Source organism: Kitasatospora sp. NEAU-CNBT7, assembly GCF_057220535.1.
In genome coordinates, this window is record NZ_JBXQQB010000004.1 from 135,991 (window position 1) to 150,375 (window position 14,385).

The 14,385-nt window shown below is 73.7% G+C and carries 15 protein-coding genes; 12 read left to right on the top strand and 3 right to left on the bottom strand.

Translation table 11 applies throughout. From position 1 onward, the window contains the following. Nucleotides 1-257: 257 nt before the first annotated feature. Entirely contained in the window at nt 258-524 is a 267-nt protein-coding gene (locus AC2TEW_RS07345; protein WP_484622518.1) for a GlsB/YeaQ/YmgE family stress response membrane protein, read from the bottom strand. Nucleotides 525-716: 192 nt separating this feature from the next. Here AC2TEW_RS07345 and AC2TEW_RS07350 point away from each other — a divergent pair, with 192 nt between their 5' ends. From AC2TEW_RS07350 to AC2TEW_RS07405, 12 genes are all read left to right on the top strand, one after another. Continuing rightward, nucleotides 717-1,463 (top strand): response regulator transcription factor, encoded by a 747-nt coding sequence (locus AC2TEW_RS07350; RefSeq protein WP_484622519.1) that lies wholly within the window; start codon nt 717-719, stop codon nt 1,461-1,463. An 11-nt stretch (nt 1,464-1,474) separates the two neighbouring features. Continuing rightward, the gene (locus AC2TEW_RS07355) at nt 1,475-2,998 is read left to right on the top strand and encodes a sensor histidine kinase (RefSeq protein ID WP_484622520.1); all 1,524 of its coding nucleotides are present in this window, start codon (nt 1,475-1,477) and stop codon (nt 2,996-2,998) included. Nucleotides 2,999-3,123: 125 nt separating this feature from the next. Continuing rightward, the gene (locus AC2TEW_RS07360) at nt 3,124-3,501 is read left to right on the top strand and encodes a hypothetical protein (RefSeq protein WP_484622521.1); all 378 of its coding nucleotides are present in this window, start codon (nt 3,124-3,126) and stop codon (nt 3,499-3,501) included. Beyond that, complete coding sequence (locus AC2TEW_RS07365) at nt 3,498-3,707, top strand: hypothetical protein (RefSeq protein WP_484622522.1); 210 nt, start codon at nt 3,498-3,500, stop codon at nt 3,705-3,707. The genes AC2TEW_RS07360 and AC2TEW_RS07365 overlap by 4 nt, the downstream gene beginning before the upstream one ends. A 160-nt stretch (nt 3,708-3,867) precedes the next feature. Then, the gene (locus AC2TEW_RS07370) at nt 3,868-5,055 is read left to right on the top strand and encodes a hypothetical protein (protein WP_484622523.1); all 1,188 of its coding nucleotides are present in this window, start codon (nt 3,868-3,870) and stop codon (nt 5,053-5,055) included. A gap of 351 nt (nt 5,056-5,406) precedes the next feature. Then, nucleotides 5,407-5,904, top strand: a complete 498-nt coding sequence (locus AC2TEW_RS07375) for a cysteine dioxygenase (RefSeq protein ID WP_484622524.1) — start codon at nt 5,407-5,409, stop codon at nt 5,902-5,904. Beyond that, complete coding sequence (locus tag AC2TEW_RS07380) at nt 5,901-6,296, top strand: rhodanese-like domain-containing protein (RefSeq protein ID WP_484622525.1); 396 nt, start codon at nt 5,901-5,903, stop codon at nt 6,294-6,296. Before AC2TEW_RS07375 ends, AC2TEW_RS07380 begins: the two co-directional genes overlap by 4 nt. Nucleotides 6,297-6,519: 223 nt before the next feature. After that, a complete protein-coding gene (locus AC2TEW_RS07385; protein WP_484622526.1) occupies nt 6,520-7,587 on the top strand; it encodes an ABC transporter ATP-binding protein in 1,068 nt (355 codons plus the stop codon). Beyond that, nucleotides 7,577-8,242 carry an ABC transporter permease gene (locus AC2TEW_RS07390; RefSeq protein WP_484622527.1) on the top strand — a complete coding sequence of 222 codons (666 nt, stop codon included), beginning with the start codon at nt 7,577-7,579 and terminating at the stop codon, nt 8,240-8,242. Before AC2TEW_RS07385 ends, AC2TEW_RS07390 begins: the two co-directional genes overlap by 11 nt. After that, entirely contained in the window at nt 8,239-8,934 is a 696-nt protein-coding gene (locus AC2TEW_RS07395) for an ABC transporter permease (RefSeq protein WP_484622528.1), read from the top strand. Before AC2TEW_RS07390 ends, AC2TEW_RS07395 begins: the two co-directional genes overlap by 4 nt. Then, nucleotides 8,931-9,848 (top strand): ABC transporter substrate-binding protein, encoded by a 918-nt coding sequence (locus tag AC2TEW_RS07400; RefSeq protein WP_484622529.1) that lies wholly within the window; start codon nt 8,931-8,933, stop codon nt 9,846-9,848. The genes AC2TEW_RS07395 and AC2TEW_RS07400 overlap by 4 nt, the downstream gene beginning before the upstream one ends. A gap of 409 nt (nt 9,849-10,257) precedes the next feature. Next, entirely contained in the window at nt 10,258-12,306 is a 2,049-nt protein-coding gene (locus tag AC2TEW_RS07405) for a glycosyl hydrolase family 18 protein (protein ID WP_484622530.1), read from the top strand. Between the two features lie 332 nt (nt 12,307-12,638). Here the strand turns inward: AC2TEW_RS07405 and AC2TEW_RS07410 are convergent, their stop codons facing one another. Both AC2TEW_RS07410 and AC2TEW_RS07415 read right to left on the bottom strand, forming a co-directional pair. Then, complete coding sequence (locus AC2TEW_RS07410) at nt 12,639-13,913, bottom strand: multidrug effflux MFS transporter (protein ID WP_484622531.1); 1,275 nt, start codon at nt 13,911-13,913, stop codon at nt 12,639-12,641. A 111-nt stretch (nt 13,914-14,024) separates the two neighbouring features. Then, the gene (locus AC2TEW_RS07415; protein WP_484622532.1) at nt 14,025-14,378 is read right to left on the bottom strand and encodes a hypothetical protein; all 354 of its coding nucleotides are present in this window, start codon (nt 14,376-14,378) and stop codon (nt 14,025-14,027) included. Between the last annotated feature and the right edge of the window lie 7 nt (nt 14,379-14,385).

Below are 14,385 nucleotides of genomic sequence, written 5' to 3' on the forward strand. Positions count from 1 at the left end.
CCCCCCCAATAGGTCCTTCTCTTTTCTTCCCCCCCCCCCCTCCCCCCCCCGCCCCGGGGTGGCGCCGTCGTGCGCGCGCAGCGCGCCGCCCGTCAGGGCCTGTCCGGCGGATCTTGTCGGATCGGCGTGCGGCGTCGGGCGCCCGTCTGGGCGTGCGCCCGAGTCGGCCTCGTACTGGACGTACTTGGGCGATTCGGGCGTGCGCCCAGGCGGGATGATCCGTCGTCGCACGCCCGGCAAGATCCGCCGGACAGGCCCTAGTCCCGCGACCGGCCGAACAGGATCCGGTAGGCGATCAGCAGCACCAGGGCGCCGACGATCGCGGATCCCCAGGTCGGGAGGTCGAAGAAGTTCTTGGAGATCGGCTTGTCGAGGACCTTGGAGGAGAGCCAGCCACCCACGAACGAACCGGCGATGCCGATCAGGGTGGTGACGATCACGCCGCCCGGGTCCTTGCCCGGAAGCAGAAACTTCGCGATGGCCCCGGCGACCAGGCCGAGGACTATCCAACTGAGAATGCCCATAACCGCTTTCCTGCCCTTCGTGGGACGGGCGAATCACGTCCGCCTCGCCGGGCAGGACGCACGGCCACCCGCACCCGGTTGCACGGGACGGCCCGGACCCCGCGACCCCGGGGGTCCGTACCGCGCGAACCCGGCCTGCCGCCCGGCGCCCGGCCATGAGAGGGTCGGCCCACGACGGCGGGAGGAGGACCGGTGGACGGGAACGGCAAGGCAGCGGCGGGACGGGTCCTGGTGGTGGACGACGACGCCGCCATCCGCCGCTCGCTGGAGCGCGGGCTGCGGCTCAGCGGCTTCACCGTGGTGCTCGCCGAGGACGGCCGGACCGCGCTGCGCCGGCTCACCGAGGCCCCCGCCGACGTGGTGGTGCTCGACGTGTCGATGCCAGGCCTGAGCGGCACCGAGGTCTGCCGCACGCTGCGCGCCGCCCGCGACGACACACCGGTCCTGATGCTCTCCGCGCTGGACGAGCTCGCCGACCGGGTGGCGGGCCTGCAGGCCGGCGCCGACGACTACCTGGTCAAGCCGTTCGCCCTGGAGGAACTGGTGCTGCGGCTGCACGCCCTGCTGCGCCGCCGGCCCGCCCCGCCCGGCGAGCAGTTGCGGGCCGGTCCGCTGACGATCGACCCGGCCACCCGGCAGGCCCGCTGGGACGACCGCGAACTGCGGCTGACCCGGCGCGAGTTCGAGCTGCTCACCCACCTGGCCAGGAACGCCGGGATCGTCCTCAGCCGGGACCAGTTGCTGGACCGGGTCTGGGGCTACGACTTCGAGGTGCGCACCGACGCGGTGGACACCTTCGTCAGCTACCTGCGCCGCAAGCTGGAGGAGGGCGGCCGGCCCAGGATCATCCACACCGTCCGCGGGGTCGGCTTCGTCCTGCGCCTGCCGGCCGGCCACCCCCCACCGTCGGGCACCACCGCACCCGGCGGTCAGGCGTGAGGCGCTCAGGCGTGAGGCGGCGAGCAACGGGTGGCACGGCCGGGCCGGCCGGCGCGGGCCGCACCGGGCTGCTCGGTCGGGGGCGGCGGCAGCGCGGGATCCGGCTGTCCACCCGGATCGCGCTCTGGGTGACCGTCCTGGTCCCGCTGCTGGTGGTGGCGTTCGGCCTGCTGCTGCTCCCGCTGGTCAACCGCGACCTGCACCACCAGGAGGACGCCGGGCTCACCGACCGCGCCGCCGCCGTGCTGCCGAGCGTCCGGACCCTGCTCGCCGCCGACCGCCGGGGGCGGCCCAAGGCCGAGCAGAACCAGCAGCGCAAGGTCATCAACGACGCCCTGGACTCCGGGGTCCGGGTCGCCACCCAGGACGGCGACGTCCTGGTCGCAATGGGCCCGCAGCCGAGCGACTCGGTCCGGCTGCCGACCCGGCCCGGCGGGCCGGTCACGGTCCGCGGCGGCGGCCAGGCCTGGCGGGTGCTCACGGTCAGGATCGAGGGCGCCGCCCCCGGCACCCTGTGGCTGGTGGTGCCGTCGTCCAGCACCGAGCCCCAACTGACCGCGGTCCGGCGGCGGTTCCTGCTGATCGCCCTGGTCTCCGCACCGGTCTCCGGCCTGATCGCGCTGGCCATCGCCGAACGCGGCACCGCCTCGCTGCGGCGGCTCAGCCGCCGGGCCGCCGCGCTCGACCCCGGCGCGGGCGCGGCCGGCTTCGCCCACGGCCGCACCGGCACCGCCGAGGTCGACGAACTCGCCGCCGCCATCGGCCTGGTGCTGTCCCGCTACGACGAGCAGGCGGCCCGGACGGCGCAGGCCCTGGACACCGCCCGGTCGTTCTCCTCGGCGGCCTCGCACGAGCTGCGCACCCCGCTGATGAGCATGCGCACCAACCTCGACGTCCTGTCCGCCCACCCCGAACTGCCGCGCGCCGAACACACCGAGGTGGTCCAGGAGCTCCAGCAGGACCACGCCAGGCTGCTCGAACTCCTCACCGCCCTGCACACGTTGGCCCGCGGCGACCTGGTGGAGGTCTCCGCGTTCAGCTCCCCCGACCTCGCGGAACTGGTCGACGCCGAGGTAGCCGAGGCCTCCCGGCGCCACCCGCACGCCAAGATCCACGCCGAACTGCCCGCCGGACTAAGGGTGTTCGGCTGGGAACCGGGCCTTCGGATCATGCTGGCCAACCTGTTCGGCAACGCCGCGCTGCACGGCCGCGAGCAGGACGGCGGCGCCCGCATCCTGGTCCGGCTGCAGGCCGAGGACGGCCGCGCCCGGCTCACCGTCGACGACCACGGGCCCGGCATCCCGCCCGGCGAGCGCACCGCGGTGTTCCACCGCTTCCACCGCCGCCAGGACAGCCCCGGCTCCGGGCTCGGCCTGACCCTGGTCGCCCAGCAGGCCGCCCTGCACCGCGGCACCGTCACCATCGGCGACGCCCCCGGCACGGGCGGCTGCCGGTTCACCGTACGGCTGCCGCTGCCGCACCCCGACGCCGCGGCCGAACCGCTGCCGCCGCGCCGCGACTGGCTCTCCGGCTGACGGGCCGGCCCGCCGCCAGGCCGCCGCCGGCCCCCCCGGGCCTTCCACAGGGATTCCACAAGAACGGGTCCTACGCTCCTGACGGGTCGGAGCCGAACGGCGTCCGAGAACCGGAGGAGATCGCCGTGCCCGTGAACCGTAAGGCCGCCGCCGCAGCCGTCGCCTCGCTCGCCGTCGCCGGTGCCCTGCTGGCCGCCGCGCCCGCCCAGGCCGCCCCGACGCCGACCGGCGACGGCTCCAAGGCCATCTGCAAGCGCCTGCCGAAGACCGAGGAGCGGGTCACCAAGGCCCTCACCCGGCTGAACGGCGACGCCGGCGTGGTCGGCTCGGTGGCCCGGCTGGAGCAGCGCGTCAACAACGCCAAGAGCGCCGGCCACACCGAGATCCAGACCTACCTCAACGACCGCCTCACCTACCGCAAGGGCCTGGTCACCACCCTGCAGACCCGGCAGAACGACCTGAAGTCGGTCGCCACCTGGTGCGGCACCCAGAGCGGCAAGTGACCGGCCGCCCCACCGCGGCCCTCGCCACCCTGGCACTGGCGGCCGCCCTGCTCCTCACCGCCTGCGGCCCGACCGGCGCCACCCCGCAGCAGGCCGCCCCCTCCGCCTCCGTCGACCAGGCCCAACTCGACAGTCTCCAGCAGAAGTTGGACGCCGCCGAAAGCGCCGCCGCCGAGGCCGACCAGAACGCCACCGAGGACAACTGACCCACCCCACGAGCCACCGTAGACCTGCCCTTCCCCGGGGGCAGGTCTACGGTCGTCCGGGGCCCGGTCGCCGGGCACGTTGGCGGGATCGACCGCCCACGGAGGGTCCCGCGTGATATCTACACATGGACGGGTGTCCGAGGGCGTTCAGGGGGAGCCGATGGATCACGACCTGGTGACCGCGCCGCTGTCCGGGATCGCCGCCGGGGACTCGCGCGAGCTGGACCGGGTCTGCGAGGAGGTCGCCGGCAGGCTGATCGGCCACGGCATCGAGCCCGAATTCACCGTCGCCAGCGCGGACTTCGCCGCCGACCCGTTCCTGATCTGCGCGGACCGCTACTGGCGTCGGCGGTTACTGGCCGGTCCGACGGTCGAGGAGGCCGCCGCGTGCGCCCGGTGGCTGGTGGCACACGTGGCCGCCGCCCACCGTCCGGCGGTGAGCGGCAGGTGGGCCTCCGGCTACGCCTTCATCACCCGGGACACCGTCCAGTCCGACACCGAACTCGCCCTGGCAGCTGCGCAGCTGGCGGCCGAGCCGGACGACTCGGTGGTACGGTTCGCCGCCCTCTACCAGGCGAGCAAACTGCAGGCCAACTTCCAGTTCGACGCGCTGCGCAGGTTCATCGAGGGCTCCCCCTTGATGGCCCGCTGCCCGGCAGGCGATCCGCTGGTGGCCGCGTACGGCGCCTTCGCCGCGCTCGGCAGCCGGTCCTCGTCCACCGCCTACGGGATCGAGCTGCTCGACCGGGCGTGGCACGCCCCGGACCGCAGCCGGCAGGTGACCGATATCTGCCTGCACGCACTGTGGGCGGCCCGTCCGTTCGACGAGCAGGGCGATCTGCTGCGCGCCCGGTCGGAGCAGGCTCTGGCCGACCATCCGGACGCGCACGTGTTCCACTTCCGGCTGGCCTCCGGGCTACGGATCTGCGAGCGCTTCGACGAGGCGCTGGATGCGATCGACACCGCACTCGCACAGCTGCCCGCCATCGGGAGCCGGGGCAGCCACGGCCTCCTCCAGGAGCAGTACCTGCGCGAGCGCCACACCATCCTGGACGGGCGCCAGCGCGCCGTCTGGGCCACCCGGCAGCAGCACCTGTGGGACCAGCAGGACGCCGCCAACCAGGAGCTGCGGAGCACGCTGGAATCCTCCACGGTGCGGGCCGTCGAGCTGGTCGCCGTGTTCACGGCCGCCATCGCGTTCGCCGTCGGATCCCTCCAGGTCACCCTGAGCGGCCAGCTCGGCCTCGGCGACCGGCTCTGGCTGCTGCTGGCCCTCGGCGGTGGTCTGCTGGCCTTCTCGCTGCTGACCGTCGGCGGCGCCTGGTTCCTCACCCGCCGCCGGCCGTAGGAGCAACCCGGCACGGAGTGTCCCCGCGCCGCCGGGTGGGGGAACGGGTCCGTCCACGGGGTGGGCCGGGCTTGACTCGGTGGGGGATTGTCGTGAACGATCTGGCGCATGAAGCCCGGCACCGCTCTGGTCTGCCGCCTGCACGTCGATCTGCGACGCCAGGCGAGCGACATGTGTGCCCGCTGACCGTTCCGGTCAGCCCCGTGTCGTCGTCCGGGGCCCTGTTCCACCGATCATCGTTCCGCTGATCGTCTCTGCCGCCCTTCCGGTCGGTGCCCGCAGCCAGTCGCCGTCGGCTGCGCCGGGCGCCGCCGTTCCCTTCGGCCTCGTTGAGGACATCCGATGAGTGTTGTGAGCCTTCAGCCGGCGCCGGCCGGCCCCGCGCGGCCCCCGCAGCCGCTGACCCCCGACGCCCTGCGGGCGGTCGTCCGCGATCTGGCGGAGCGGCCCGAGGAGTGGATCCACCGGGTCCGGCTGGCGAGCGGGGACCGCTGGTACGAACGGCTGGCGGCCGACCGGGACCACGAGGTGTGGCTGATCAGCTGGCTGCCCGGGCAGTCGACGTGTTTCCACGACCACGGGGATTCGGCCGGTGCGTTCACCGTGGCGCTGGGGGAGCTGGAGGAGCTGTCGCTGGCCGGACCCGACCAAGGTCTACTGACGCGCCGTCTGGCACCGGGCTCGGTACGGGCGTTCGGGCCGGACTACCTGCACGACGTACGCAACTCGGCGGCCGGCCCGGCGGTGACGATCCATGCGTACTCACCGCCGCTGAGCGGGATGTCCCGCTACGACCTGCGGGCCGGCGGCCTGGTGCGGACCGCGGTGGAAGGGCCGGAGCAGTGGTGAGCGCGGTGGACGCCCTGGTGGCGCGGTCGCGGGTCGGCGTGCACCGGCCGGGACCGGTGCAGGCGCAGGAGGCGGCCGGACGCGGCGCGCTGCTGGTGGACATCCGTCCGGCCGCCCAGCGCGCCCGCGAGGGCGAGATCCCCGGTGCACTGATCATCGAGCGCAACGTGCTGGAGTGGCGGCTCGACCCGACGGGCAGTCACCGCATCCCGGAGGCCACGGGCAGCGGGCTGGAGGTGATCGTGGTCTGCTCGGAGGGGTACGCGTCGAGCCTGGCGGCCGCGAGCCTGCGGGAGCTGGGCCTGTCCCGGGCCACCGATCTGGACGGCGGTTTCGTCGCCTGGGCGGCGGCCGGGCTGCCGACCCGGACGGCGGATCAGGGTTTGGGCTGAGGCCCGCCCGGGCAGCCGTGCTGGCGGACCATTCGACAATTGTTCGATAAGTTCGGGCATAGCCGGGCCGCCCGACCGGTTGGACCGTCAGGAGCCCTCCCGTTCACCCGCCCGGCAGCGCCAGGACCACCGACCCGCACCACCGACCCGCACCACCGGCCCAGCACCACCAACCGCACCGCCCGCTCCGTTCCACCGTACGGCCACCGCTAGGAACACCTCTGTGATCAGATTCGACGGCGCCGCCAAGCGCCACCCCGACGGCACGGTCGCCGTCGGAGGCCTTGACCTCGACGTCCCCGCGGGCCGAATAACGGTGCTGGTCGGGCCGTCCGGCTGCGGGAAGACCACGATCCTGCGGATGGTCAACCGGATGGTCGAACCGACCTCCGGCCGCGTCCTGCTGAACGGGGTCGACGTCGCCGAGCAGAACGCGGCCGAGCTGCGCCGCGGCATCGGGTACGTGATCCAGCAGGCCGGCCTGTTCCCGCACCGCCGCGTGCTCGACAACATCGCCACCGTGCCGCGCCTGCTCGGCTGGGACCGCAAGCGCGCCCGGGCCCGCGCCGCGGAGCTGCTGGAGCTGGTCGGGCTGCCGCCGGAGGCCGGCGGCCGGTACCCGTACCAGCTGTCCGGCGGCCAGCAGCAGCGGGTCGGGGTGGCCCGGGCGCTGGCCGCGGACCCGCCGGTGCTGCTGATGGACGAACCGTTCAGCGCGGTCGACCCGGTGGTCCGGGCGGGCCTCCAGGAGGAGCTGCTGCGCCTGCAGTCGGAGCTCAACAAGACGGTGCTGTTCGTCACCCACGACATCGAGGAGGCGGTCCGCCTCGGCGACCAGGTGGTGGTGCTCCGCGAGCACGGCGAGATCGCCCAACTCGCCGACCCGCACACCCTCCTGACCGCACCCGCCGACGACGGCGTGGCCGCCTTCCTGGGCCGCGACCGCGGCCTGCGGGGCCTCGGGCTGCGCCCGGCCGACGGCCTCCCGCTGGAGCCGCCCGGCCACCGCCCCGGCGGCTGGGAGCTGGCGCTGGACGGATCGGGCCGCCCGGCCGGCTGGCGGGCCCCGGGGGACGCCACCCTGCACCCGGCGCCGGTGTTCCACCCGGGCCGGGACACGCTGCGCAGCGCGCTGGACGCCGCGGTGCTGTCCCCGGCGGGCGTCGCCGTCGCCGTGGACGACACCGGCCGGGCCACCGGCCTGGCCGACCGCGCCACGATCCTGGCGGCCACCGGCCCGCAGGCCGCGCCGCAGCCCACCGAGCACGGGGTGGCGCCCGGTGGACGGTGAACCCCTGGTCCGCTGGCACTGGATCGGCGACCACCTCGGCTATCTGCGCGACCTGACCCTGGACCATGCGGTGATCGCCCTGGTCCCGGTGCTGATCGGGCTGCTGATCGCGGTGCCGCTGGGCCTGGCCTGCGCCCGCTGGCCGCGGCTGTACCAGCCGCTGGCCGGCCTGTTCAACGTGGTCTACGCGCTGCCCTCGCTGGCGGTGTTCGTGGTGCTGATCCCGTACACGGGGCTGGCCACCCGCGCCACCGTGATGGTGCCGCTGACGTTCTACGCGGTCGCCGTGCTGCTGCCGACCACGGTGGACGGGCTGCGCGCGGTGCCGGAGGCCGTCCGGCAGGCGGCCACCGCGATGGGCTACGGGCCCTGGCACCGGCTGACCGCGGTCGAGCTGCCCGCCGCGGTGCCGTTCCTGACCGCCGGTCTGCGGGTGGCGGCGGTCGCCTCCATCTCGCTGGCGGCGGTCGGCGCGCTGGTCGGCCGCGGCGGGCTCGGCTACCTGTTCATCGACGGCTTCCAGCGGACCTTCCCGACGCCGATCGTGGCGGGGATCGTCCTGGTCGCCCTGCTGGCCCTGGTCACCGATCTGCTGCTGGTGCTGCTGCGCCGGCTGCTGGCCCCCTGGGCCCGGCGGACGGGGGCCGGCCGGTGAACTGGCTGAACTGGCTCAACACCTTCTTCTCCGCCCCGGACCACCGCAGCGGCCCCGACGCGATCGTCCACCGGATCGCCGAGCACCTGGTGATCTCCGGCGAGGCGCTGGCCGTCGCGGCGGTGCTGGCGGTCCCCGTCGGGCTGCTGATCGGCTACACCGGCCGGGGGACCTTCGTGGTCACCGCGCTCACCGGCGTCGCCCGCGCGCTGCCCACCCTCGGGCTGGTGACGCTGGCCGTGCTGCTGGCCGGGGTCGACGACCTCGCCGTGCTGATCCCGCTGGTCGCGCTGGCCGCGCCGCCGCTGCTGGTGGCCACCGCCGAGGGCGTCGCGGGCACCGATCCGGAGGTGCGCGACGCCGCCCGGGGCATCGGCCTGACCCACCGGCAGGTGCTGTTCGGGGTGTGCGTCCCGGCGGCGCTGCCGACGGCGCTGGCGGGTCTGCGGACCTCGGCCGTCCAGGTGATCGCGACCGCGACGGTGGCCGCCTACGTCGGTCTCGGCGGCCTCGGCCGGTACGTGATCGACGGGCTGGCCACCCGCAACTTCCCGACCACGCTCGGCGGCGCGCTGCTGGTGGTGCTGCTGGCCGTGGCCACCCAGCTGGTGTTCGCCCTGCTGATCCGTCTCACCCTGCCGCCCGGCGAACGCGTCCGGCGGTCCGCACCCTCCACCAAGGAAGCCCTATGACGTCCCGTCTGGTCAGAATCGTCACCGCCACCGCGATCGTGCTGGGCGCGGCGGCGTGCAGCTCCTCCGGCGGCGGCGACCCGCTGGCCGCGCCCAGCGGCACCGGCGCCCCGGCGGGCGGCAGCGGGAAGACCGTGGTGGTCGGCTCGGCCAACTTCCCGGAGAACGTGCTGCTCGCCTCGATCTACTCGCAGGCCCTGAAGGCCAAGGGGGTCAAGGTCGAGGAGAAGTTCAACATCGGCAGCCGCGAGGTGCTGTACGGGCAGCTGCAGAGCGGCAACCTGACCGTGCTGCCCGAGTACAACGGCGCGCTGCTCGGCTACCTGGACCCGAAGGCCACCGCCACCGGCACCCAGGACGTCAACGCGGCGCTGCTGCAGAAGCTGCCCGCCGAGCTGGCGGTGCTGGACTCCTCGGCCGCCGAGGACAAGGACTCGCTCACCGTCACCCAGGAGACGGCGGACAAGTTCCAGCTGAAGTCGATCGCCGACCTGGCCGGCAAGGCCGGCGAGTTCACGGTCGGCGGCCCGCCGGAGTTCAAGTCGCGCCGTGAGCAGCAGTTCAAGGACGCGTACGGGCTGAGCTTCAAGGAGTGGAAGCCGACCGCCGACACCACCGCGAACGCGCTGAAGGACGGCTCGGTCCAGGCCGGCAACGTGTTCACCACCGACCCGCGGATCGTCCAGTTCAAGCTGGTGTCGCTGGCCGACCCGAAGAACGTGTTCAGCTCGCAGAACGTCACCCCGCTGGTCAACAAGGCCGGGGTGGACGCCACCGCGACCGCCGCGCTCAACGCGGTCTCCGCCAAGCTGGACACCGCCGGGCTGACCTCGCTGATGACCAAGGTCTCGGTCGACAAGGAGGACCCGCAGAAGGTCGCCAAGGACTGGCTGACGGCCAACAACCTCGGCTGAGCCCCCGAGCGGATCCGACCGACGGCCCCTCGGGCCGGACGCCCCCCGGCGCCCGGCCCGAGGGGCCGTCGTCATCCGGACCGGGAGCCGGGCACCCCGGCCGACTCCTCTGCAGGACGCGGCGCCGGGCCCGGGCGGTTCCGGCCGGTTCCGGCCACGACAGGCGCACTTCCCTTGCCCAAAAGCTGCGTTGACGAACTGTTAGGGCTCTTGACAGACGACTGGTCTAGTCCAAACATAGGCGTTGGTCTTCCGACCGGGACGCATCGTGGGGGTGTGACCACCGGCCGGCTGTGCTGTCGTGCACTGCCGCACCACCCCTGCGTTCCCACTGTCGCCCAGCGCGCCAGAACACCGCCGTGCCCAGGTCCGGGCCGGCGGGCCATCCTTCCTGTCTGTTGGAGCATTCATGCGCCTGTACAGATCGATCCAGGCCCTGCTGACCACCTGTGCCACCGTGGCCGCCTCGGCGGGCCTGCTGGCCCTGGGCGGGGGCACCGCCGAGGCGGCGACCCCGCTGCCGCAGCACGTGTTCGCCCCCTACTTCGAGGCCTGGACCGGAGAGAACCCGGCCACGCTGGCCGCCCAGTCCGGTGCCAAACACCTGACCATGGCGTTCCTGCAGACCGCGAGCAAGGGGTCGTGCACCCCGCTGTGGAACGGCGACACCGGGATGCCGGTCTCCTCGGCCGTCTTCGGTGCCGAGATCAACACCATCAAGGCGGCCGGCGGCGACGTCATCCCGTCCTTCGGCGGCTACACCGCCGACAACACCGGCACCGAACTCGCCGACAGCTGCACCGATGTCAACGCCATCGCGGCCGCCTTCGAGAAGGTCGTCACCACCTACGACATCAGCCGGATCGACCTCGACATCGAGGACAACTCGCTGACCAACACCGCCGGCATCGACCGCCGCAACAAGGCGATCAAGCTGGTCCAGGACTGGGCCGCGGCCAACGGCCGCTCCGTGCAGTTCTCTTACACCCTGCCGACCACCACCTCCGGACTGGCCGCCAGCGGGCTCGCCGTACTGAAGAACGCGGTCACCAACAACGCGCGGATCGACGTCGTCAACCAGATGACCTTCGACTACTACGACAACGCCGCGCACAACATGGGCGAGGACACCAAGACCGCCACCACCGGCCTGTACAACCAGCTGGCCAAGCTCTACCCGACCAAGACGCCCGCGCAGCTGTGGGGTTCGATCGGCATCATCGAGATGCTGGGCATCGACGACTTCGGTCCGGCCGAGACCTTCACCCTGGCCGACGCCACCAACGTCTACAACTGGGCCGTCGGCAAGGGCATCAACACGCTGTCCTTCTGGGCGCTGCAGCGCGACAACGGCGGCTGCGTCGGTACGGCCGGCTCCGACAGCTGCTCCGGCATCAGCCAGGGCACCTGGGACTTCTCGCACATCTTCGCGCCTTTCACCGGCGGCGGCCAGAGCACCAACGACTTCTCGCTCGGCCTCTCCCCCGCGGCCGGCGCGGTGAACCCGGGCGGTTCGGCCTCCGCCGCCGTCAACACGGCCGTCACCGGCGGCTCCGCGCAGACCGTCAACCTCGCCGTCACCGGCGCCCCGGCCGGTGTCACCGCCACCCTCGCCGCCGGCTCGGTCACCTCCGGCGCCTCCACCACCCTCAACCTCACCACCACCGCCGCCACCGCACCCGGCAGCTACCCGCTCACCATCACCGGCACCGCCCCCAGCGGCACCCACACCGCCACCTACACCCTCACCGTCAACGGCCAGAGTGCGAACGACTTCTCGCTCTCGCTCGCCCCGGCCGCCGGGTCGGTCACCGCGGGCGGTTCGGCCTCCGCCGCCGTCAACACCGCCGTCACCGGCGGCTCCGCGCAGACCGTCAACCTCGCCGTCACCGGCGCCCCGGCCGGCGTCACCGCCACCCTCGCCGCCGGCTCGGTCACCTCCGGCGCCTCCACCACCCTCAACCTCACCACCACCGCCGCCACCGCACCCGGCAGCTACCCCCTCACCATCACCGGCACCGCCCCCAGCGGCACCCACACCGCCACCTACACCCTCACCGTCAACGGATCCGGCGGCAGCGGGCTGGTCAACGGCGGCCTGGAGAGCGGCAGTCTGAGCCCGTGGAGCTGCCAGAGCGGCGGCGCCGTGGTCTCCGCCCCCGTGCACTCCGGCAGCAAGGCGCTGCAGGCGGCGGCCACCGCGAGCCAGACCGGCGAGTGCGGGCAGAGCGTCACCCTCGCGCCCAACACCAAGTACACGCTGAGCGCCTGGGTGCAGGGCAGCTACGCTTTCCTCGGCGTCAGCGGCGGCGCCACCGCCAGCACCTGGACCTCCGGCGCCGGCTGGACCAAGCTGAGCGTCCCGTTCACCACCGGCGCCTCCGGCACGGTCACCGTCTACCTGCACGGCTGGTTCGGACAGGGCAACGTGTACGGCGACGACTTCACCATCTCGTAGCGCGCCCGGCTCCCGCCGGTCCGCACCTCCCCGGTGCGGACCGGCACGGCCGTCCCGCGCGACTCGCTCCGGTGTTCCCAGGATCGCTGACCATGAGTGACGGGTGGGGCACCGGAGACAGCCGGGGCGGTCCGGGCGGAGAACCGACCGGAACAGCGGCACCCGGGCCGTCATCCGGAGCGGCACCGACCGCTCCCGACCGCTCCCGACCGGGCCGCCCTGGCCGAGCAGCACGAGCAGCACGAGCAGGACCGGCAACGCCGCACCCCGCCCCGGACGGACGCCGGGCCCGGATGGGTACCGGGCCCGGCGCGCCCGCGTCCGCGGCGGTGTCAGGCGTCCACGGGCCGGGGCCGCTGCGCCCAGGGGCGGCAGAGCAGCAGGTAGGCCGAGGTCGCGAGGAGCGCGCAGGTCAGCACCACGGTGCCGAGGGCGACCGCCGAGGGCTCGCCGCCGGCGCTGCTCAGCGGCGCGACCACCGCGCCGCACAGGAAGGTGCTGGTCCCGAGCAGGGCGGAGGCCGAACCGGCCGCGTGCGGCGCCATGGTGAGCGCGCCGGCCGCCGAGTTGGGCAGGATCAGGCCCTGGCCGGCCATCAGCAGGAACAGCGCGGGCCACACGCCCGCCAGACCGACGTCCCAGAGCGTGGTGAACACGATCAGCGCCGCCCCGGCCAGGGCCGCCATCCCCAGTCCGGTCAGCATCAGCGCCGACTGGCCGAACCGCCCCGCCAGTACCCGGCCGTTCAGCTGGGTGAAGGCGACCACGCCGACCGAGTTGGTGGCGAAGATCAGGCTGTAGGTCTGCGGGGACACGTGGTAGACGCCCTGCAGCACCACCGACGAACCGCCGACGTAGGCGAACAGCGCACCGAAGCCGAACGTGCTGGTCAGCACGTAGCCGAGGAACGGCACGTCGCGCAGCAGCCCGCCGATCGCCGTGAACGTCGAGCTCAGGCCGCCGGCGTGGCGGCGTTCCGGCGGCAGTGTCTCCCGCAGCACCAGCAGCACGCCGAGGGTGAGCGCGGCCCCCACGACGGAGAGCGCGACGAAGGTGCCGCGCCAGGAGGTGACCCGCAGCAGCTGGCCGGCGAGCACCGGGGCGAAGATCGGGGCGAGCCCCGAGATCATGCCGAGCGAGGCCAGGAAGCGGATCATCGCCACCCCCTCGTACCGGTCGCGGGCGATGGCCCGCGAGATCACCAGACCGGCCGAGCCCGCCACCCCCTGCACCAGGCGGGCGCCGATCAGCACCTCCATCGACGGCGCCAGCGCGCACAGCACGGTGGCCAGGGTGTAGACCGCGAGGCCCACCCCCAGCGGCCGCAGCCGTCCCAACCGGTCGCTCAGCGGACCGAACACCAGCTGGCCGAGCGAGAGCCCGGCCAGTGAGGCGGTGAGGGTCAGCTGGGCGGCGGGGACGGTGGAGTGCAGGCCCTCCCGGAGCGCCGGAAGGGCCGGCATGTAGAGGTCGAGGGTGAGCGGCCCGAGGGCCGCGAGGCCGCCGAGGACGACCACGGTCGCCAACCCCGGCGGGGCGCCGGCCGACGGTATCGGGCCGGCGTCGGTCGAACGGTCCCCGTCGGCGTCGACGGATGGGGCTGACATGGGGCTCCTTAGCGTGGCGGTTACGCCCCGTCCTATCGCACCCGCACGGTCCGGCGAAACCCAGGGCCCCCGATCGTGGCCGCGGGCGGGGCAGTCGGCCCCGCCCGCAGCTCAGGCGCGGAACTCGTGGACGACCTCGATCCGGCCCACCAGGTGCCGGTTGAACTCGGGCAGTTCCTCGGCCGGTACCCACAGCTCCAGGATGGTCTCGCCGCCGGCCTGCCGGACGGGGTAGCGGGCGAGGAAGGCCGTGTCGACCTCGAAACGCGTCACGTACCCCGCGCCGGACGCCGGGACGTTCCAGTCGCGGGCGATCCGGATGGCGTAGTCCTCGTTCAGCACCGGGTAGAAGATCGGCTGGTCCGGAAGGCGCGGCGGCCAGGCCCGCCGGTCGGCGGCCTCGACCAGCGCGAGCTCGGCGGGGCCGGTCGGGCGCCAGAGGGTGGTGGTCGGGTGGCCGGTCATGGCGGTG

Excerpts from the sequence above, each read along its gene's own strand:
- AC2TEW_RS07345 (WP_484622518.1), bottom strand. The coding sequence starts at position 524 with ATGGGCATTCTCAGTTGGATAGTCCTCGGCCTGGTCGCCGGGGCCATC.
- AC2TEW_RS07370 (WP_484622523.1), top strand. The coding sequence starts at position 3,868 with ATGGATCACGACCTGGTGACCGCGCCGCTGTCCGGGATCGCCGCCGGG.
- AC2TEW_RS07400 (WP_484622529.1), top strand. The coding sequence starts at position 8,931 with ATGACGTCCCGTCTGGTCAGAATCGTCACCGCCACCGCGATCGTGCTG.
- AC2TEW_RS07405 (WP_484622530.1), top strand. The coding sequence starts at position 10,258 with ATGCGCCTGTACAGATCGATCCAGGCCCTGCTGACCACCTGTGCCACC.
- AC2TEW_RS07410 (WP_484622531.1), bottom strand. The coding sequence starts at position 13,913 with ATGTCAGCCCCATCCGTCGACGCCGACGGGGACCGTTCGACCGACGCC.
- AC2TEW_RS07415 (WP_484622532.1), bottom strand. The coding sequence starts at position 14,378 with ATGACCGGCCACCCGACCACCACCCTCTGGCGCCCGACCGGCCCCGCC.